The sequence below is a fragment of the Tepidiforma thermophila genome (genome assembly GCF_002563855.1).
Taxonomy (GTDB): Bacteria; Chloroflexota; Dehalococcoidia; order Tepidiformales; family Tepidiformaceae; genus Tepidiforma; species Tepidiforma thermophila.
The window spans coordinates 1,628,650-1,648,242 of record NZ_PDJQ01000001.1; the positions used below are offsets into that span (position 1 = coordinate 1,628,650).

General features: G+C 67.3%; 20 protein-coding genes and 3 tRNA genes. 8 read left to right on the top strand and 15 right to left on the bottom strand.

Annotation, left to right across the window (positions count from 1 at the left end; translation table 11 throughout):
* Window positions 1-11 precede the first annotated feature (11 nt).
* The 5 genes from A9A59_RS07865 (at window position 12) to A9A59_RS07885 (ending at window position 1,457) form a co-directional block, all read left to right on the top strand.
* Complete coding sequence (locus tag A9A59_RS07865) at window positions 12-497, top strand: 6-pyruvoyl trahydropterin synthase family protein (protein ID WP_165772584.1); 486 nt, start codon at window positions 12-14, stop codon at window positions 495-497.
* 34 nt (window positions 498-531) lie between these two features.
* Complete coding sequence (locus tag A9A59_RS07870) at window positions 532-1,077, top strand: hypothetical protein (RefSeq protein WP_098503757.1); 546 nt, start codon at window positions 532-534, stop codon at window positions 1,075-1,077.
* Window positions 1,078-1,133: 56 nt separating this feature from the next.
* A tRNA-Gly gene (locus tag A9A59_RS07875) sits at window positions 1,134-1,208 on the top strand.
* Between the two features lie 76 nt (window positions 1,209-1,284).
* Window positions 1,285-1,370, top strand: a tRNA-Leu gene (locus A9A59_RS07880).
* 13 nt (window positions 1,371-1,383) lie between these two features.
* Window positions 1,384-1,457, top strand: a tRNA-Gln gene (locus A9A59_RS07885).
* 42 nt (window positions 1,458-1,499) lie between these two features.
* Here the strand turns inward: A9A59_RS07885 and A9A59_RS07890 are convergent.
* The 5 genes from A9A59_RS07890 to A9A59_RS07910 form a co-directional block, all read right to left on the bottom strand.
* Entirely contained in the window at window positions 1,500-2,147 is a 648-nt protein-coding gene (locus A9A59_RS07890) for a potassium channel family protein (RefSeq protein ID WP_098503758.1), read from the bottom strand.
* A gap of 2 nt (window positions 2,148-2,149) precedes the next feature.
* A complete protein-coding gene (locus A9A59_RS07895) occupies window positions 2,150-3,487 on the bottom strand; it encodes a TrkH family potassium uptake protein (protein ID WP_165772585.1) in 1,338 nt (445 codons plus the stop codon).
* A 128-nt stretch (window positions 3,488-3,615) separates the two neighbouring features.
* Entirely contained in the window at window positions 3,616-5,265 is a 1,650-nt protein-coding gene (locus A9A59_RS07900) for a long-chain fatty acid--CoA ligase (RefSeq protein WP_278286839.1), read from the bottom strand.
* Window positions 5,266-5,356: 91 nt separating this feature from the next.
* A complete protein-coding gene (locus A9A59_RS07905; RefSeq protein ID WP_098503760.1) occupies window positions 5,357-6,085 on the bottom strand; it encodes an SCO1664 family protein in 729 nt (242 codons plus the stop codon).
* A 47-nt stretch (window positions 6,086-6,132) separates the two neighbouring features.
* Window positions 6,133-7,023: a PhzF family phenazine biosynthesis protein gene (locus A9A59_RS07910; RefSeq protein WP_098503761.1), complete on the bottom strand. Its 891-nt coding sequence runs from the start codon at window positions 7,021-7,023 to the stop codon at window positions 6,133-6,135.
* 47 nt (window positions 7,024-7,070) lie between these two features.
* On the opposite strand from A9A59_RS07910, the gene A9A59_RS07915 reads away from it, so the two are divergent.
* Window positions 7,071-7,580 carry a CinA family protein gene (locus A9A59_RS07915; RefSeq protein WP_165772586.1) on the top strand — a complete coding sequence of 170 codons (510 nt, stop codon included), beginning with the start codon at window positions 7,071-7,073 and terminating at the stop codon, window positions 7,578-7,580.
* On the opposite strand, the gene A9A59_RS07920 is transcribed toward A9A59_RS07915, so the two are convergent.
* From A9A59_RS07920 to pyrR, 8 genes are all read right to left on the bottom strand, one after another.
* Window positions 7,577-8,338, bottom strand: coding sequence for an iron-sulfur cluster-binding protein (locus tag A9A59_RS07920; protein WP_098503763.1), 762 nt, complete (start codon window positions 8,336-8,338; stop codon window positions 7,577-7,579). The two genes, A9A59_RS07915 and A9A59_RS07920, sit on opposite strands and share 4 nt — an antisense overlap.
* Window positions 8,328-11,585 (bottom strand): carbamoyl-phosphate synthase large subunit, encoded by a 3,258-nt coding sequence (gene carB / locus A9A59_RS07925; protein ID WP_278286840.1) that lies wholly within the window; start codon window positions 11,583-11,585, stop codon window positions 8,328-8,330. The genes A9A59_RS07920 and carB overlap by 11 nt, the downstream gene beginning before the upstream one ends.
* 91 nt (window positions 11,586-11,676) lie before the next feature.
* Complete coding sequence (locus A9A59_RS14335; RefSeq protein ID WP_278286841.1) at window positions 11,677-12,099, bottom strand: hypothetical protein; 423 nt, start codon at window positions 12,097-12,099, stop codon at window positions 11,677-11,679.
* A gap of 28 nt (window positions 12,100-12,127) precedes the next feature.
* Complete coding sequence (locus tag A9A59_RS07930; RefSeq protein ID WP_098503765.1) at window positions 12,128-12,577, bottom strand: GNAT family N-acetyltransferase; 450 nt, start codon at window positions 12,575-12,577, stop codon at window positions 12,128-12,130.
* Window positions 12,574-13,671 (bottom strand): glutamine-hydrolyzing carbamoyl-phosphate synthase small subunit, encoded by a 1,098-nt coding sequence (gene carA / locus A9A59_RS07935; protein ID WP_098503766.1) that lies wholly within the window; start codon window positions 13,669-13,671, stop codon window positions 12,574-12,576. Before carA ends, A9A59_RS07930 begins: the two co-directional genes overlap by 4 nt.
* Window positions 13,664-14,989 carry a dihydroorotase gene (locus A9A59_RS07940; RefSeq protein WP_098503767.1) on the bottom strand — a complete coding sequence of 442 codons (1,326 nt, stop codon included), beginning with the start codon at window positions 14,987-14,989 and terminating at the stop codon, window positions 13,664-13,666. Before A9A59_RS07940 ends, carA begins: the two co-directional genes overlap by 8 nt.
* Window positions 14,986-15,969, bottom strand: coding sequence for an aspartate carbamoyltransferase catalytic subunit (locus A9A59_RS07945; protein WP_098503768.1), 984 nt, complete (start codon window positions 15,967-15,969; stop codon window positions 14,986-14,988). Before A9A59_RS07945 ends, A9A59_RS07940 begins: the two co-directional genes overlap by 4 nt.
* A complete protein-coding gene (gene pyrR, locus A9A59_RS07950; RefSeq protein ID WP_098503769.1) occupies window positions 15,962-16,510 on the bottom strand; it encodes a bifunctional pyr operon transcriptional regulator/uracil phosphoribosyltransferase PyrR in 549 nt (182 codons plus the stop codon). Before pyrR ends, A9A59_RS07945 begins: the two co-directional genes overlap by 8 nt.
* Before the next feature lie 300 nt (window positions 16,511-16,810).
* Between pyrR and A9A59_RS07955 the strand changes: the two genes are divergently transcribed.
* Window positions 16,811-17,350, top strand: coding sequence for a TetR/AcrR family transcriptional regulator (locus tag A9A59_RS07955; RefSeq protein WP_165772587.1), 540 nt, complete (start codon window positions 16,811-16,813; stop codon window positions 17,348-17,350).
* A 77-nt stretch (window positions 17,351-17,427) separates the two neighbouring features.
* On the top strand, window positions 17,428-17,829 hold the full coding sequence (locus A9A59_RS07960) for a J domain-containing protein (RefSeq protein WP_098503771.1): 402 nt from the start codon (window positions 17,428-17,430) through the stop codon (window positions 17,827-17,829).
* Between the two features lie 4 nt (window positions 17,830-17,833).
* On the opposite strand, the gene A9A59_RS07965 is transcribed toward A9A59_RS07960, so the two are convergent.
* Window positions 17,834-19,189, bottom strand: coding sequence for an ABC1 kinase family protein (locus tag A9A59_RS07965; protein WP_098503772.1), 1,356 nt, complete (start codon window positions 19,187-19,189; stop codon window positions 17,834-17,836).
* 86 nt (window positions 19,190-19,275) lie between these two features.
* A complete protein-coding gene (locus A9A59_RS07970) occupies window positions 19,276-19,587 on the bottom strand; it encodes a hypothetical protein (protein ID WP_098503773.1) in 312 nt (103 codons plus the stop codon).
* Window positions 19,588-19,593 lie beyond the last annotated feature (6 nt).

Here is a 19,593-nt window from a genome sequence, read left to right on the forward strand (position 1 = left end):
CCATGGGGGGCATGCACACGTCACGCAAGGTCACGGTCGAACGGAACCGCCTGCGGTTCGCCGCAGCACACATGGCCACCTTCTCGGGCGATTGCGAGCCCCTCCACGGCCACAACTACGACGTCTTCATCGAACTTGAGGGCCCGCTGACCGAAGACGCCTGGGTCTGGGACTTCAGCGCCGTGAAGCGCGCCGCCCGAGAACTCACCGAACTCCTCGACCACAAATTCCTCCTCCAGCGCGCCAGCCGCCACCTCGAAATCCGCGAAGAGCCGGACGCGTGGGAAGTGAGCTACCGCGGCCGCACCTACCGCTTCCCCGCCAGCGACGTCCTCCCGCTTCCGATACCCAACTCCACCGCTGAGTGCATCGCCGAGTGGTTCGCCGCCCGTCTCCTCGAGGCGCTCCAGCTGCAGGGCGCGACGCACATCCGGCGCCTCACCGTCGGCATCGAAGAAATGCCGGGGCAGGCGGGCTGGTATACACTGGAACTGTGAGCGGGCTCTGCCGCTCCATTCCCGGAGGAATCCCATGCAGCTCGACTGGGACAAGACCATCAACGAGATTCTCTCTGAGAAGCTCGCCTGCCAGGCCTGCGGTGCGCTCGGCGACGAGATGGTCGTTGGCTACACCCGCGAGCCTTCGGCCGCCGAATTCGCCGCCCGCTGCCGCGACTGCACCGATAAGACGGACTGCGACGCTCGCAAGCTCGTCGTCGTGTGCGAGTCCTGCGCCCGCATCCATCGCGTCAACGGCGAACTGATGGATGAGACCGGCATGATGACCATGATGCTCGAGGAGTGCCGCCGGAACCTCGAGGACTCCATCGACTACCTTTCCACATACTGGAAAGAAGAGACCGACGTCAGCTACGACGATATGAAGAAGGGGCTCCACGAGGTCGACCCCGAACTCTTCCGCGAAGAGGACGCGTGGCGGATGCGCCTCGAAGAAGAGTACCTCCAGCTCCACCGCTGGTTCCGCGAGCACGGCGTGCCGATCCCCGACCCGGGCTGGCGCAGCCAGTACGTCGAAGAAGTTATCGGCCTTGGCTATACCACGCTCCTCGGCGACTGAGAGCCCGCCCGCGGCCTTGGCGGAGCCCGGACGCATGCTATAATCCAAACCGTCAGGCGGAAGTAGCTCAGTGGTAGAGCGCCTCCTTGCCAAGGAGGAGGTCGCGAGTTCGAACCTCGTCTTCCGCTCCAGCGAAGACCCGACGCCCGCCCGCACGGCGGGCGTTTCTGTTGTCCTCCCGGGTACCGGGTATCATGGGCAACGGCAGCCGAAGTGGCGGAATGGCAGACGCGGCGGTCTCAAAAACCGCTGAGTGCAAGCTCGTGTGGGTTCGAATCCCACCTTCGGCACCAGCCGCCCCCGCCTTGCCGAGTGGTGTAACGGTAGCACACGGGCCTTTGGAGCCTATGGTCGGGGTTCGAATCCCTGCTCGGCAACCACCATCCCCGGTCTTCAGAATCTTGCCGCACAGGCCACGCCCCTCAGCTGCCCGCTCTCCGCAGCTGCTCGTCCTCGCCTGCGATAAGCCACACGTCCCCATCCTCAACCACCACATCCCGGTCCGGCCTGAACGTCACCAGGTCGTTCCGGACCATCGCCAGCAGCACCACGTTGTGGCGCGTGAACGCTTCAAGCGACCCGATTGTCCGCCCAACCGCGTTGATTGGTGCCTTGAGTTTCGCCACTCCATACGTAGGCCCCAGCGACATGTACTCCTCGAGGTGGCTTGAGGGCCCGAGGGTGTGCGCCAGCCGGATTGCCGCCTCCTGCTCCGGCGAAATCACCAGGTCGGCCCCCGCCAGCCGCAGCGCCTCCGCGTGGTCGTTGGTGCTCGCCTTCGCCACCACGTGCTTCAGCTTCAACCGCCGCTTCAGCGTCAGGGTCAGCAGCACCGACGTCGCAACTTCCGACCCAATCGCGACGACCACCGAGTCGTAGTCGCCGAGCGCCAGGCTCTGCAGAAACTCGAAGTCCGAAAGGTCTCCCGCAGCTGCCAGCGTCGCCGTCTCGGACAGCTCGTTGACGCGGGCATCGTCTCGGTCGACCGCCAGCACCTCCACGCCGATGGCGACCAGCTCCTCCGCCAACTGCGAACCGAACCGTCCAAGACCGAGGATCGCGACGTTCATGGTCAGCTCAACCTCACGCTATCGATGGGATGGTGATACGGCACCTTGCGATGCGGCCGTGTCATGTACAGCACGAGCATCACCGGGCTGAACCGGCCGGCCAGCATCGCCAGGATCAGGACCAGGTGCCCATCCGCGCCGAAGTTCACGGTCCCGGCAGTCGAGAGGCCCACCGTCGAAATCGCCGACTGTGCCTCGAACAGCACGTCGATGAACGGACGGTCAACCGTAAACGTCAGCGCCAGCCCAAACACGAACAAGAGCGCCACGTGGTAGAGCGCCAGCGTGGTCGCCTGCTGGATGACGGCCTGGGGCACCCGTTTCCGAAAAGCCGAAACCTCGTCGTTGCCGCGGATGGTCGCAACCATCACCGCGAACAGGAGGGAAAACGCGCCCACCTTCAGTCCGCCGCCCGTGGAGCCGGCGGCAGCGCCAATGAACATCAGGCCGATCGTCGCGAACTTCGTCTGGTCGTGGAGCTGCGACATGTCGATGGCGCTGAACCCGGCAGTTCGGGCACTGGTGCTCTGGAAGAGCGCGACCACCGGCCGTTCCACCGGGCTGAGCTCCCCGAGCGTCTCCTCATTCCGCCACTCAACGGCCGCCGTGAAGAGCATCCCGAAAATCAGCAGCGCCGCGCTCGTCAGGTAGATCAGCTTGTTGTCGAGCGGAAGCCTGTTGAACGACCGCCGGCGCAGCAGGTTGACCACCGGGAGAAACCCGATGCCGCCGAGAATGATGAGCACCATCAGCGTGCCGAGGATTGCCGGGTTATCCGTATAGGGCGTCATATCGTGCCCGGTGAGGCTGAACCCCGCGTTATTGAACGCCGAGACCGAATGGAACAGTCCCCACCACGCAGCCTGGTTCGGCGGTACCCCTTCGGCCCGGAACGCACCCCAGAGCACAAGTGCCCCCGCGCCCTCGGCGATGAGCGTAAACAGGGCGACGCTCCGCGCGAACGAGAAGGTCTCATGCAGACTCGGCGCACCGTAATAGAGGCGCAGCATGTTCCGGTCGCGGATGCCAATTTGGCGCCCCAGCGCCCACATCACCACCGTGGTGCCCACCATGTACCCCAGGCCGCCAATCTGAATGAGCACGAGGATGACGACCTCACCCAGCGTGCTCCAGTGGGTCGGCGTATCGACGACCGTGAGGCCGGTCACGCAAATCGCTGAGACCGCTGTGAAAAGGGCATCCTTGAAGTTGACCCAGTCGCGTTCTTCCGATGCGAGCGGCGTTGTCAGGATAAGCGTGCCGATAAGCAGCACCGCCCCAAACCCGAGGGCAAGCCGCGCAACACCGCTGCTGACAGCAGGCCGGCGTCGCTTTCCCACCATCCGGGTGGTAAGGACGCCGCGTGGTGCTGCTGCCTGCACCTCACCCACGCGGACGCCTCACGGTGCAGGCGTCCCCGGGAGCTGGCTCCGCTCCTGCCAGGTGCTCCTCGCCGGCCTGGGCCATCTCAGGCGGTGGCCGACGCCGACCAGCGCTTCGCGACGTCGGCCAGCTGGTCGCGAAGCTGGTTCTTGGCGAATTTGCCGACGCTCGTGCGGGGCAGTGCATCGAGGAACACCACTTCATCCGGGAGCCACCACTTCGCGACCTTGTCGGCGAGGTACTCCCGGATCTCGTCGGCGGTCAGTTGCCCCCGGTACTCTGGCTTGGGGACGACGGCGGCCACCGGCCGCTCCTGCCAGCGCGGGTGCGGGAGCCCCACGACGGCCGCTTCCAGGACCTTCGGGTGCGCCATGATCAGGTTCTCCAGCTCCACCGACGAGATCCATTCGCCGCCCGACTTCACCAGGTCCTTCGTCCGGTCAACGAGCTGGACGTAGCCGAGCGGGTCGATGGTCGCCACGTCGCCGGTCCGCAGCCAGCCGTCCATGAACTTCTCGCTCGCCGTCGGGTCGTTGTAGTACGTCCCGGTAATGTACGGCCCACGGATCTGCAGCTCGCCAATCGACTTCCCATCCCACGGCTGTTCATTGCCGGTCTCGAGGTCGACGATCCGCCACTCCAGCGTCGGGACAATCACTCCCTGCTTCGCCGCAACCTCGAGCTGCTTCTCCTCTGGCCAGTCCAGCATGGTCGAACGGATCCGCGTCAACGACGCCAGCGGCGACGTCTCCGTCATGCCCCAGGCATGGACCAGCCGGATGCCGTGGCGGCGCAGCCCGGCGATGAGCGCCGGCGGCGCAGCCGACCCGCCGCAGAGCACCCGCTGCAGCTTCGGAAGCTTCCTGCCCGTCTGGTCGAGCAGGTTAAGCACCGGCAGCCAAACCGTCGGTACCCCGGCCGAAATTGTCACGCCTTCGCGGTCGAGCAGGTTCACGACCCGCTCAGCGTCGAGGAAACGGTCCGAGAACACCTGCGAGGCGCCAGCATTCGCAGCCGCATACGGCAGGCCCCACGCGTTCGCATGGAACATCGGCACCGCGTACATCAGGGTGTCGACCTCGGAGATGTTGACCGAGTCCGGCAGCGCCGCCACGAGCGAGTGGATCATCGTCGAACGATGCGAATAGACGACGCCCTTCGGGTTGCCGGTCGTCCCCGAGGTGTAGCACATGGCCGCTGCCGCCCGCTCGTCCAGCGTCGGCCAGGCAAAGTGGTCGTCCCCCGATGCGAGAAACTCGTGGTAATCCACGGTCCGCGGCAGCTTGCCGGTCGGCTCCGGGCCGTCGTTCATCAGCACCACCAGGCGGACGGTCGGGATTTTGCCGGCCAGGCCTTCGAGTATCGGCAGCACCGACCGGTCACAGAAGATCACCTCGTCTTCTGCGTGGGCGATGATGTACTCCAGCTGGTCGGCGAACAGCCGAACATTGATCGTGTGCAGCACCGCCCCCATGCACGGGATCGCGAAGTAGCATTCAAGGTGCCGCTGGGTGTTCCACCCAAAGGTGCCCACCCGCGTGCCCTCCCGGACGCCCTCCTTCGCCAGCGCGCTGGCCAGCCGGTGCACATTGCGTGCCAGCTCACCGTACGTTGAGCGGATGGCCTCGCCGGATTCCGTGTACGTCGCCAGCGGCTTGTCGTAGAAGAGCCGCTCGACCCTCCAGAAAATGTTCTGCACCGTCAGCGGGATGTCCATCATGGTGCTGGGGAACATCGCAAAGCCTCCTGAACGCGTCTGACCCTCCGGGGCGCGCTACACATTACGAACGCCGGCGGAGCCCGCGCAAGCCTTGGCTACCGCCCGGTCAAACGAGCGGCCACGGGTAGTGCCGGGTTGGCCCGGGGAGCGGAAACACACCGGCGCGGACCAGTTGCTCCGCCCGCCGGATGGTCTGCTCGAACTCCCGCTCGCTCAGCAGGCCGCGCAGCGCTGCCGATTCGGCCGAATCCCCCCGCAGCCGCTCCAGGCCGGCCTCCAGTTCCGCAAGCAGCTCCCCCGGGATCGGCTCCCCGGCCCAGTCCCAGATCACCGACCGCAGCTTGTACTGCTCGTTGAAACAGAGGCCGTTGTCGATCGCCCACACGTGCCCCGATGCATCGAGCAGGCAGTGGCCGCCTTTCCGGTCGGCGTTGTTCGCAATGGCGTCAAACAAGCAGAGCCGCTGCAGCTGTGGCCAGAGCGACGGGTCCTCCCGCTGCACGAAATAGTGCTTCTCCGCGTCGTGCCGGATGAACAGCTGGACCGAGCCGATGCCCGCGGGCCCCTCCCGGATGACCGTCGGCGGCACCAGCGGCCATCCAAGGAGGCGGGCCAGTCGGTAGGCCGCCGCCTCGCGGCGGTACAGAGTCCCTTCCGGAAAGTCCCACAGCGGGGTCTCCCCGGATCGCGGCTTGTAGATCACGAGCAGGCTGGCATCGCCGCAGTCCAGCCGGCCCAGGAACACCGAGTTCGACGAATACCAGACCGGCCGGCACTCGAGAAACTGGCCGCGGCTCAGCCGGGCTTCGACCGCATCCATCTCTGCCGGCTCCATTGCCTTCGAGCCTAGCAGACGCGATGGCGGGCGCGAACGACGCCGGCTCACACCGTCATCGACCCGCGCAGCACCGTCACCGCGGTCCCGGCGATGCGGATACCGACCGGCTCCTCGCCCTCGGCGTCGACTTCGACCTCGACCAGCCCCGGCCGGCCCATGATGTGCCCCTGCTCGACCGTGTACCGCGGTTCGCGCACCAGCCCGTATTTCCAGAGATACGCGGCCATCGCCCCCGTGGCGCTCCCGGTCACCGGGTCTTCGGGAATGCCCGCGCTTGCCGCGAAGTGCCGTGCATGCGCCCGGTGGCCCGGCTCGAAGGTCTCCAGGCAAAACACGTGCACGCTGAAGTAGTGTCCAACCGCCTCGAGGTCGCTCAGGTGCTGCATGTTCGGCCGCAGCGCCCGCAGCACCTCCAGCGACCGGACCGGTACCATCGCCTGCGGCGTCCCCGTCGAAACTACCTGGACCGGCACGTCCGAAAGGATGTCGGAAGGCCGGATGCCCAGCGCGTCCGCAAAGACGTTCCGGTCGAGCCGCCGCCCAAACTCCGGGCGCGCCTGCGTCATCACGACGCGGACGTTCCGCTCGTCATCGAGCCCGATGTCCACCGGCAGCAGCCCAATGTTCAGCTCCTGCGTCACCCGGACGGGCCCGCCGGAAAGGTCGATACGCCCCTCCTCGACCAGCGCATGCATCGTCGCAATCGTCGGGTGGCCCGCCAGCGGAATCTCCCGGAGCGGCGTGAAGAACCGCACCCGGAACGTTGCCCGCTGCGATGGGAAGACGAACGCGGTTTCGCTCGCGTTCAGCTCGCGGGCAATCGCCTGCATCTGGGCGTCCGTCAGTCCCTCCGCGCGCGTGATGACCCCGCAGGGGTTCCCCGAGTAGCGCCGCGTCGTGAAGGCGTCGACAATCTTGACCTGGTACTCCGGCATGCCCGGAAGGATACAGGACGCCGCACCTGCGGCCGAAAGGAGCTGCTGTGGCCGGATATCCCCTCGAAGACGATCCGCTCGCGGCCGCCATCGGGGAGCTCCTGGTCGCCCGCGGCGAAAAGGTCGCCGTTTCTGAGACGACCGCCGGCGGGCTCGTGAGCGCCCGCCTGCTCAGCGTTCCGGGCGCCTCGCGCTGGTACGACGGCGGCCTCATCCCCTATGCCGGCGCCCACCGCTGGACCCAGCTGGGCCTGGAAGTCGAAATCGCTCGCCAGCACGGCGCCGTCAGCGCTCCGTGGGTGACCGCGACGGCCGAAGCCCTGCGCCGCGCGCTCGGCTGCGCGTGGGCGGTCGCCGAAAGCGGCATCGCCGGCCCACAGGGCAGCCGCCGCTCGCCGAAGCCGGTGGGCACGGTGGTCATCGCCGTCGCCGGGCCCGTCGGCACCACGGTGCAGGAATACCTGTTCCCGGGCTCGCGGGTCGCGGTCATGATGCAGATCGCCGAGCAGGCCCTCCGCGACCTGCAGGCAGCGCTCCAGGCCGCGCCGGTTTCCTAGAACACGTCGAACAGATTGAAGCGTGGGCCGTCTTTGCAGCAGAGCCGGACGCCCCGTTTTGTAAAGATGGCGCAGCCGTAGCACATCCCCCACCCGCAGGGCATGTTCTCCTCCATCAGAATTTCCGGGGATTGCCTGCGGCCGTTGCCCCGCAGCACGTCTGCAAGCGCCTGGAACATCGGGTTCGGGCCGCACGCGTAGATCCGGTTTGCCCACTCCTGGTACTTCCCCAGGTGCTCCGTCACGTAGCCCTTCGGCCCGGCTGAGCCGTCTTCCGTGACGACGACGTACTCAACCTCGCGCGGCCACTCAGAGGCTGGCAGCAGGTGCGCGGCCGAACGGGCGCCCATCATGGCCACCACGTGATGTCCCGCAGCCACGGCACGGTAGGCCGTGTCCACCAGGGGCGCAATGCCTGCGCCCCCGCCGATCAGCAGCAGGTTCGATGACGCCCCCGGGAGCCGCAGACCGTTCCCGAGCGGCCCGTACGCCCGCACCACGGTCCCCGGCGGGCGTTCGCTCAGCCAGCGGGTGCCCCGCCCGACCACCGCGTAGCAAAGCGCGAACCGGTCGCCATCGACCCGGTAATAGCTGAACGCCCGCGCAAACATCGGGTCAGTCCGCTCGGCACTGCAGTGCACCATGACGAACTGGCCGGGTTGCACGCTGCGCGCGAGCGCGGGCGAGTGAAACCAGGTGATCCACGCGCCTTCCCAGGCCGGGCGCGTTTCCAGGATGACGGCATCATCAATCTGCACCGAGGTACTCCCGCACGGTCGCCACGCTGTACGCGGTCGGCCGGGCAAGCGCCTGGATCGCCGCCCTCGCCGTGTCGATCGACGTGAAGCACGGGATCCGCCGCTCGGCCGCTGCCCTGCGGATGTGGAAACCATCGCGCAGCGAGCCAGTCATCCGGCCCTCGGGCGTATTGATCACGCACTGCACCGTGCCGTCCATGATGACGTCCACCACGTTCGGGTGCCCCCCGCTCAACACCTTGGTCACGGTTGTCACCGGCAGGCCCAGCGCCTCGATCATCCGGCTCGTGCCCTCGGTCGCATACAGCCGGTAGCCGGCCTCCGCGAGCTGGTGGATGAGCGGCAGGGCGTCGGCTTTCGTGCGGTCCGAAATGCTCAGCAGGATCGACGCCTGCTGCGGCAGAGCCAGGTCCGCCGCGATGAGCGCCTTCGCCAGCGCAGCCTCGAACGTCCGGTCGACCCCCATCACCTCGCCAGTGCTCTTCATCTCCGGTCCGAGGTACGTGTCGACCCCGGTAAGCTTCGACATCGAGAACACCGGCGCCTTGATGGCATAGAGCTGCCGCTCCGGCCAGAGTCCGTCCGGGTACCCTTGCTCTGCGAGCCTGCGGCCGAGCATCGCGCCCACGGCGAGCTGCACCATCGGCACGCCGGTCACCTTGGAAAGGAACGGCACCGTCCGGCTCGCGCGCGGGTTGACTTCGAGCACGAACACCCGCGGCGGCTCGCCCCTCCGCCGGGGGAGCACCACGTACTGGATGTTCGTCAGGCCGATCGCCCCAAGCCCGAGCACGATCCGGCGCGTGTAGTCAACGATGACCGCCTTCTCCTCCTCATCGAGGTGCACGGGCGGGTACACGGCCATCGAATCACCGGAATGCACGCCGGCTCGCTCGATGTGCTCCATAATGCCCGGCACCAGCACCCGCTCGCCATCGCAGATGGCGTCGACCTCCACCTCTGCGCCCTCGAGGAACTTGTCGATCAGAATCGGCTTCCCGGCCGCAACCTCAGCTGCGGCGCCCACAAAGGTCACCAGCTCCGTCGCGTTCTGGACGATCTCCATCGCCCGCCCGCCGAGCACATAGGACGGCCGAACCAGCACCGGATAACCGATCTGCTGAGCGGTCTTCATCGCCTCTTCGAGCGTCGTAATCGCAGCCCCCGGTGGCTGGGGGATGCCGAGGTCCTGCAGGAACCGCTCGAACCGCCGCCGGTCCTCCGCGATGTCGATCGCCTCTGCGTCCGAGCCGATAATCGGCAGCCCCGCCCGCCGCAGTGGCCCGGCGATATTGATCGCGGTCTGCCCGCCGAACTGCACGATGCTCGGCGGCGTCCCCGCCGGCCCGGCGCCCTCGTTCTCGATGATGTCGCGGATAGACTCCTCATCGAGCGGCTCGAAGTACAGCCGGTCCGAGGTGTCGAAGTCGGTTGAGACGGTTTCGGGGTTCGAATTGACCATGATCGCCCGCAGTCCGGCGCCCTGGAGCGCCCACGCCGCGTGTACGCTCGCGTAGTCGAACTCAATGCCCTGCCCAATCCGGATCGGGCCGCTGCCCACCACGAGCGCGCCCTTCCCTGCCTCCGGCGTCGCCTCGTTCTCAACCTCATATGTGCTGTAGAAATAGGGCGTCTCGGCGTCGAACTCGGCCGCGCACGTGTCGACCATCTTGTACACCGGCCGGATCCCCCACTCGTGCCGCAGCGCCCGGATCTGCTCCGGCAGCCGGTCCGCCAGCTGCGCGACCATCTCGTCGCTGAAGCCCATCTGCTTCGCCGCGCGCAGCAGGTCCGGGTGGAGCGGCTCTTCGAGCAGCCGGCGCTCCATCTGCACGATGTTCTGCAGCCGCTCGAGGAACCACGGGTCCACCCCGCGTGACCGCCGCGCCAGCGAGAGCACGTCCTCGCCCCGCCGAAGCGCCGCCATCAGTGCCCAGAGCCGCTCATCCGTCGCGTGCACCGGGATTTCCGCCATCTCCCGCCACTCCGGCCGCTCCCAGAGCAGGCTCCGGCCGCCAACCTCGAGCGAACGCACCGCTTTGTTCAGCGCCGCCTCGAACGTTCGGTCGATGGCCATCACCTCGCCGGTCGCCTTCATCTGCGTCCCGAGCGTCCGGTCGCCCAGCGCAAACTTATCGAACGGCCACCGCGGGATCTTCACCACCACGTAATCGAGCGCAGGCTCGAACGCGGCAGTTGTCTTCTTTGTGACCGCGTTCGGAATCTCATCGAGCGTCCGCCCGCAGGCGATCTTCGCCGCAACGCGGGCGATCGGGTAGCCCGTCGCCTTCGAAGCCAGCGCTGAGGAGCGGCTCACACGGGGATTGACCTCGATCACGTAGTACGGCAACGGGTTATCGGGGTCACCGCTCCAGTCGCACACGTCCTTGCGCGGCGCCAGCGAAAACTGCACGTTGCATCCGCCCTCGATGCCCAGCTCGGAGATGATCCGCAGTGCGGCCGAGCGGAGCATCTGGTAGTCCTTGTCGCTCAGCGTTTGCGAAGGGGCGACCACGATGGAGTCGCCCGTGTGGACGCCCATCGGGTCCATGTTCTCCATGTTGCAAATGGTGATGCAGTTGCCTGCGCTGTCCCGCATCACCTCGTACTCGATCTCTTTCCAGCCCAGCAGGTTCTTTTCGACGAGCACCTGCGTGATTGGGCTCGCCGCAAGCCCCGACGCGGCCACGGCCCGCAACTGGTCCATCGTGAAGGCCATGCCGCCGCCGGTCCCGCCCAGCGTGTACGCCGGCCGCACCACGACCGGCAGCCCAATCTTCTCCGCCGCTGCGACGCACTCCTCAACGGTGTGGCAGATTTCGCTCTCCAGCACCGGCTCGCCCAGCTTGGCAAGCATCTCGCGGAAGAGCTCGCGGTCCTCTGCCCGGCGGATCGCATCCAGCGGCGTCCCCAGCAGGCGGACGTTGTACTTCTCGAGAATGCCGGCCTTCGAGAGCTCGACTGCCAGGTTCAGGCCGGTCTGGCCCCCAAGCGTGGGCAGGAGCCCCTCCGGGCGTTCGCGGGCGATGATCCGCTCGAGCACGGGGACCGTCAGCGGCTCGATATACACGGCGTCGGCGATGTCCAGGTCGGTCATGATGGTGGCCGGGTTCGAGTTCACGAGGATGCTGCGCACGCCTTCCTCGCGCATCGCTTTGCACGCCTGCGTCCCGGCGTAGTCAAACTCCGCGGCCTGCCCGATGACGATCGGGCCGGAGCCGATGATCAGCACGCTCGAAGGTTTCAACCGTTCTCTCCCTCGGGAAGTTGCAGTAGCCGCATGCGGCCATCGAGAACCCGTGCCGCTGCGCGGGCATGCAGTGCAGACCCGGTCATCCTCATCGCCCCCGACGGCCGAAGAGAATGCCCCGGACTTGGGGCGGGACGAATAGCAGCAGCGCAAGCGGCAGCGGCAGCAGCTCGGGCGCCGGCCGAAGCAAGACCAGCGCCTCCAATACTCCGATGGCCCCGCCGATGACCACCGGGGCCAGCACATGGTCCCGTGCGTCCGGCGCGCCCGAGACCAGCAGCGTCCCGATGAGCATCGCGCAGACGGAAGCAATCGCGAGCGATGCGGCGAAGAACCGCGCCAGATCTGCGCCCGCATCGCCTCCCGCGAAGCCCGGACCGGTGAAGCTCGCCACCGCGAAGATGCCGGCGATGACCAGCGTCGCGCTCGCGAAGGCGAACGCGAAATCTGCGGCAGCCGGAGCTCGCTTCCGGGGCCGGATCGGCGCGGTATTTCGCCGGCGAACGGTCATGGCGCTGGTCCCTGCCATCGGCTGCCCCTTAGAGCGGCAGCTCGAAGCGCATGTTCGGATTCCGGAGCGGCACCATGGCGCCGATACTCGAAAGGAAACTGAGGGCTGGTTCGTTGCCCTCCGGCAGTCGTCCGCGAATCCGCCGATACCCGCGCTGCCGGGCGAACTCGAGAATCGCCTCTGCGAGGTCGGTCGCGATGCCGCGCCGCCGATGGTCCGGCAGCACCCAGACGCCGAGAAGCCCCGTGCCCGGGTCGGCGGTGTCGAAGTCGAGCGCCCCGAACGCGACGGGGATGCTCCCGTCATAGGCCACAAACAGCGCCCCGTCGTCGCCGAGGCGGCGCAGCCAGGCCTCCACACGTGCCGCATCGAACGGCCCCTCCAGCCCCACGTTCTCGGAGCCCATGCCGCGCAGAATGGCGGCGATTCCTTCCGCGTCGGCGGAAGTCGCCCGCCGAATTTCCGTGGCCCGGGTCATCGTACCCCTCCTTTGGCAGTGGCCATCAATTCGACGAATCGGTCGAAGATATAGTCATTGTCGAGCGGCCCCGGGCAGGCCTCGCTGTGGTACTGGATGGTCATCAGCGGGTCCCTCCTCGACGCAATGCCCTCGACCGTCCCATCGTTCAGGTTGATGTGGCTGACGAACGCGCTCGAATCCAGCCCATCCGGGTCAACCGCATAACCGTGGTTTTGAGCGGTGATGGTTACCCGCCCTGAGATGAGGTCCTTCACCGGGTGGTTGCCGCCGCGATGCCCGAACGGCAGCTTGTACGTCCCAGCGCCCAGCGCCCGGGCCGCCACCTGGTGGCCCAGGCAGATACCGAACACCGGCACCCGCCCGATGAGCCGCCCTACTTCACGCACCATGCCGTCGAGCAGGCGCGGGTCACCCGGTCCCGGCGATAGGCAGACCCCGTCCGGGTGGAGCGCGAGAATCTCGTCCGCCGGCGTGTCCGCCGGGAACACCCGGATCGAACAGCCACGCTTCTCCAGCATCCGCATGATGTTCCGCTTGACGCCGCCATCGAGCAGCGCCACCCGGTACTTCCCTTCGCCGAGCGGGATGGACCAGTCGTAAACCCGCTGCGTCGTGACGGAAGCCACCCAGTTGATGTCGTCGTACCCGGGCAGGTCGCGGACCCGGGCGAGCGCCTGCTCAGGCGTCTCGTGAGTGGTGATCGTGCCAAGCATCACGCCGTGCCGGCGTATCCGCCGCGTAACCGCCCGGGTGTCCACGCCGTCGATGGCCACCACGCCGCGCGCCTCCAGGTACTCCCGCAGCGTACGATGCGACCGCAGGTGGCTCGGCTGGGCGGTCGCCTGGCGGACGATCAGGCCCGCCGGCTGGATCCGTGCCGACTCCTCCACCCGCTCGTCGATGCCGTAGTTGCCGATGAGCGGGTACGTCAGCACGAGGAGCTGCCCGGCGTAGGAGGGGTCGGTCAGCATCTCCTGGTACCCCGTCATCGAGGTGTTAAATACCACCTCGCCGTCGGCGTGCCCTTCGATGCCGGCGGCGCGGCCCGGGTAGGCCGTCCCGTCCGCGAGCACGAGCCACGCGTTAGACACTGGCAACCTCCCGCTCCCACCTGAGCGTTCCGTCGATGATGACTGCCCGGACCGCACCGGTAAGCCGGCGACCGCCGAGCGGAGTATTCTTGCCTTTCGAAGCCCAGGCGCCCGGGTCGACAACCCACTCTGCCGCCGGGTCGATCACCACCACGTCCCGCGAGACGCCCGGCTCGAGCCGGCCGATGCCCGGTGCGCGCCGGGTCAGCTCAAAGCACGCCGCCGGACCGCTCGTCAGCGCCGCGATGGCGCGCTCGATGCGCAGCTCCCCGCGGACCGCCAGTGTGAACACCGTCCCGGCCGCCGATTCGAAGCAGCTGATGCCGAACGCCGCGTCCTCGAATTCGACGAGCTTGTCCTCCACCGCGTGCGGCGCGTGGTCGGTTGCGATGGCGTCGATTACGCCGGCCTCGAGCCCGCGCAGCAGCGCCCGCCGGTCCGCCTCGGTCCGCAGCGGCGGGTTGATCTTGGCATTCGTGTCGTAGGCCGGCTCCGGGCCGTCACCGGCGACCGCTGCCTCGGTCAGGAACAGGTGGCTCGGCGTCACCTCACACGTGACGGGCAGCCCCCGGGCCTTCGCCTCGGCGACCAGCTCAACAGCACGCGCCGTTGTTACGTGAGCGATGTGGAGCCGGGCGCCTGTCGCGGCGGCGAGTTCGATGTTCCGCGCGACTGCCGTCGCCTCCGCTGCAGCCGGCTGGCCTGGCAGCCCCAGCCGCTCGCTGACTGCGCCTTCGTTCATCGCGCCGTTCGTGTGCATCTCCGGGGTGTCGCAGTGTTCCGAAAGCGGCAGGCCGAGTGTCCCTGCCAGTGCCAGCGCGTTGCGCATCAGGCGCGGGTCGGCAACCGGGCTCCCGTCGTCGCTGAGCGCCACAACTCCGCCCGCAGCAAGCTCCGCCAGCTCGGCGAGCTCCCTGCCGGCCCGCTCCCGCGTCACGCAGCCGATGGGGAAGACCCGCACGCGCGCATGGCGGCGCACCAGGTCGAGAATGCTCTCCAGCACCGGCCCGCAATCGGGCGCCGGGCGGGTATTCGGCATCGCGCACACCGTAGTGAACCCCCCGCGCAGCGCCGCCTCAGTCTCCGTCGCGATGGTGCCCTTCTGCTCGAAGCCGGGCTCGCGCAAGTGCGCGTGAAGGTCGACGAAGCCCGGTGCAACGATGCAGCCGCCGGCGTCCAGCACCCGAGCCCCGGCTGCTTCCAGCGCCGGCCCGATCGCCGAAACGACGCCGTCCGCCACGAGCACATCGAGGACGGCATCCAGCCCCCGAGCCGGGTCGAGCACGCGTCCGCCGCGGATCAGCAGGATGTCGTTCATGAGCGGCTCCTCGCGGCGATGAGGTAGAGCAGCGCCATCCGGACGGCCACCCCATTAGCAACCTGCTCTTCGATGCGGGATTGGGCGCCGTGGGCCACGTCAGGCGAAAGCTCAATCCCCTCGTTCATCGGTCCCGGGTGCATCAGCAGCGCGCCCGGCGCGGCGCGCTCCAGCCGTCGCGCGTTCACCTGGTACCCCGCGATGTACTCCCGGAGGGACGGGATCAGCCCGCGTTGCTGCCGCTCCTTCTGCATCCGCAGCGCCATCACCACGTCGGCCCCTTCGATCGCCCGGTCGAAGTCGGTGGTTACCGTGCACCGCCCGCCGCCGGGGACCTCCGGCACGAACCACCGCGGAAGCAGGGTGGCCGGACCGCAGAGTGTCACTTCCGCTCCGAGGCGAAGCAGCGTCCATGCATTCGACCGTGCGACGCGCGAGTGCAGGATGTCCCCGACGATGACGACTCGCCGGCCTTCCACCGAGCCGAGGTGGTTCACCATCGTGAACAGGTCGAGCAGCGCCTGCGTCGGGTGCGCGTGGGTCCCGTCGCCGCCGTTGATGATGCTGGCGCCGGTGTGCCGGGCCGCGAGGTAGGGCGCCCCCGACCGGAAATGGCGCATGACGATGACGTCCGTGCCAATAGCCTCGAGTGTCCGCACGGTGTCGATGAGCGACTCTCCCTTTTCGACCGATGACCCTGATGCCGTGAGGTTCACCACGTCCGCGCCGAGCGACTTTGCCGCGACCTCGAAGGTGGCCCGCGTCCTCGTGCTCTGCTCGTAAAAGAGGGTCGCGACGGTCACGCCACGCAGCGTTGAGACCTTCGCCACGGGCCGGGAGCGCACCTCTTTCATGCCACGCGCGGTCTGAAGGACAAGGTCAATCTCTTCCCGCGAGAGCGAGTCCGTATCCAGCAGATCCTTCCGCGTCCAGGTGGTACCGCTGCCGGTGCCTGTCTCGCGCGCGGGCGTGTCAAGCATCGCCGTCCTCCCCGCCGTACACGTAAACCGCGTCCTCGCCGTCGGTTTCGCTCAGCCGCACCCGTACCCGCTGCACCAGCGCAGTGGGGATGTTCTTCCCGACGAAGTCGGGGCGGATCGGCAGCTCCCGGTGCCCGCGGTCAACGAGCACACACAGGCGAACCCGCGCCGGCCGGCCGAAATCAAGCAGCGCGTCCAGCGCCGCCCGAGCAGAGCGGCCGGTAAACAGCACGTCGTCGACCAGCACCACGGTTTTGCCGTCGATGGATACCGGGATATCCGACGGCCGCACCGGCGGCGGCGTCCCGCGCTGTGCAACATCGTCCCGGTACAGCCCGATGTCCAGGGCGCCTACCGGCACTTCCACGCCTTCGAAATCACGAATCGCGGCCGCAAGCCGCCGGGCCAACGGGTACCCGCGCGAGAGCAGCCCAACCAGCACCAGCCCTTCAGTGCCGCGGTTGCTCTCGATGATCTCGTGTCCCAGCCGCCGCACCGTCCGCGCAACTTCGTCCGGACCAAGGTATCGGACGCCGCTCACGAAAAACGCCTCCCCCGGTCCACGGAGCAGGCGCAATGCATCACAGGCAGCTTTAGGCCGGCCATGCCGGCACCTCCTCCCTTAGTGGCCTCACGGGACCACCTTAAAGGGTTTCCGTGAGCATACACCGGGCGCGACCACGGCGCCAGTCGCCGGGCATGACCCATCGCAGGCCCCAGCGTATACTCAGCCTGCCCGCGCGTCCCCGCAGATCACGGCTGGAGCCTGCACGTGTCGTCGCATCCTGGCCAGGACCAGGCGAGAGAATCCGACGTTCGCGACCGTATATTCGCGAGTGCGTTGCGCCACTTTTCCCAGAAAGGCTTCGCTGCCACCTCGCTGCGCGAAGTTGCAGAAGATGCTGGCACGACGAAGCCTATGATTTATTACTACTTCGGGTCGAAAGAAGGGCTCTACGCCAGCATCGTTCGCCAGATTCTCGAAGAGATGGCGGAAACCATTCGAAACCAGCTCCCGGCCGAAGCGCCGGTCGCGGAGCAGGTGCTCGCCTACTGCGAGCGGTATCTCGACTACTTCCTCCAGCAGGAGGAGATCATCGCGCTCGTCCTGCGAGAAGTTTTCGGACTCGGCGGCGTGCCCATGGCCGAGTTCTCCCATGCGCTTGGGGAACGGGTGCGCCTCCCGCTCGACGAAATCCTCTCCCGGGGCATGGCCGCCGGCGAACTCCGCTCCGACGCGGTTCCTGTTTGCGCGACCGCGATTACCGGCATCCTCAACATGTTTATCCTCGCGCACGTCTTCGGCGGCGCGCCCATCGACCGGGAGACGCCGCTCCGCCAGGTGCGCTACTACATCGCCGGGCTCGCCCGTACCCCCTGAACTCTTTTTCCCCGGCCGCTCGAGGCCTTCATCTTTGCCTGCGCCCTGCCGTCTTATTTCCGTAGGGAGGGCATGCAATGGCCGAGCCCCGGCTGGTCGACTACTACTCGATCCTCAACCTGCCCCCAAAGGCTGACCTTGCGGGCATCGAGGCCGCCTACGCGCGCCTCTCGGACGACTTGATGCGCCAGGCCCAGTACGACGATTCCGCCCGGGAGGCGATGCAGCGCCTCAACGAGGCCTACGCGGTGCTTTCGAAGCCTGAACTCCGCCGCGAATACGACCGCGCGTTCTTCCGCGCAGAACTCGAGCGGCTCGAGCGGGAAGCCCGGGCCGCTCAGCGGCGCCGCAACCTGGCCGGGAACATCCTCGTCGCAGCGCTCGGGCTCGTGGTTGCCGTCCAGGCCGCCGCGCTGCTCTACCTCGGCTGGGATAGCGCGACGGCGCTCTTCCGCGCCATCGCCGGCTGGCTCATGTGACCACTCAGCCTGCCGCTTCTCCCGCCCCGCGCGTTTCGAGCAGCCTTGCCTGCTCCTCGGCGTACGGCGTAATCGTCTCGAACATGTTCACCCGGCTGTCCAGCCGCTTCTGCAGCCCGCTCATCAGCCCGAGCACGCGGAAAATCAGCAAAATTTCCCCAGGGATCTCAGTGACCGGGTTGGCGTTCAGGATGCGCGCCAGCCGCTCGTTGACCTCGGGCATCACATCCGCGTCGATGTAGGGCTTCTGCTCAGGCCCTGCTGCCTCAAAGAATGACCGCCCCAGCGCGATGAGCGTCTCCGGGTCGTCCGACTTCGTCCGGAAGCCAATGGCCCGGAACGCCTCCACCATCTCCCGCTCATCCTGCCGCATCATCGCCACCACCAGCCGCGCATAGTTGAGCCGGAAGTCCTCCGGGAGCTCCTTCGAGAGCCCGAAGTCGATGAACACGACTACCGGCCCCGGCAGCACCAGCAGATTGCCCGGGTGCGGATCCGCGTGGAAGTAGCCGTGCACGAGAATCTGCTCGCAGTACGCCTCCGTCATGATGAGCGCCACATCATTCGGGTCGATGCCCTGGGCGATGAGCGCCGGAATGTCCGAAATCTTCGTGGCCTCAATGAACTCGGTCGTCAGTACGCGCCGGGCGGTGTACTGCCAGTACACCTTCGGAATCCGGATGTCGCGCCGGTGCGAGAGGTTGCGGGCCACTCGCTCCGCACTCCGCCCCTCGAGGATGAAATCGAGCTCCCGCGGCACCTGCCGGTTCAGCTCATCCATAATCACCCGGAAATCGAAGTTCGGCTCAATCCGGGCCAGGATTCGCACGAGGATTGAAATGTTGCGCAGGTCAGTCTCAAGGATGCGGTCGATGCCCGGGTACTGCACTTTGACGGCAACATCGTGGCCGTCTTTCGTCCGCGCCCGGTGCACCTGGGCCAGCGACGCCGACGCGATGGGTGTCCGCGAGAACTCAGCGAAGATGGCATCCGGGTGTGCGCCCAGTTCACGTCGTACCTGCTCGGCAACCTCGCGAAACGGGCGCGCTGGCACCCGGTCCTGCAGGCGGCTGAGCACGCTGATGTACTCCGGTGGTGCGACGTCGGCCCGGCTCGAGATGAACTGGCACGTTTTGATCAGCAGTCCCTCCATCCGCGTCGCGAGCGCATAAATCCGCCGGGCATTCGCCAGGTGCGCGTTAGAAAGCCGCCGGGCGCGTTCCTCGGGGTCCCGCGCCGGGAATTTCTGCAGCCGCTTGTACGTGAGGTAGATGACGAGGAACGTCCAGCCGACGTCGATGAACCGCCGAACACGCTGCGGCCAGGGCAGCGGCCGCGCTCCAGTCAGAGTCTCCGCCATGCCACCTAGGGTAGCAGGCCGACCCTGCAGGCATGCGAAAGGCCGCCCACGCGGGCGGCCCGGTGACACAACCGCGCGCCGGCCGGTCAGGCCTTCAGCGCGATGCCGTCAACCTTCCACGAGCCCGCCACGTCTTTCCAGCGGGTCGCGATGGTGCGGGTCCCGGCATCCGACGACATCACGATGTCCACCAGGTGGTCGTCGCCTTCCTGGCCCTGCAGCTCCACCGTAACGGTCGGGGTTCCGGTCGGCTGTGGGCCGCCCGCAGCCTGCATCTGCGACTGAAGAGCCATCGCCTGCCCCATCCCGTTTGGGGTGAAGGCCATCATGAGGCCCGCGATGTTCTGGTTCACGAGGTCCTTCGCGAACTGCTCTGCCGCTTCTTTGAGATCCGCCATTCCTGT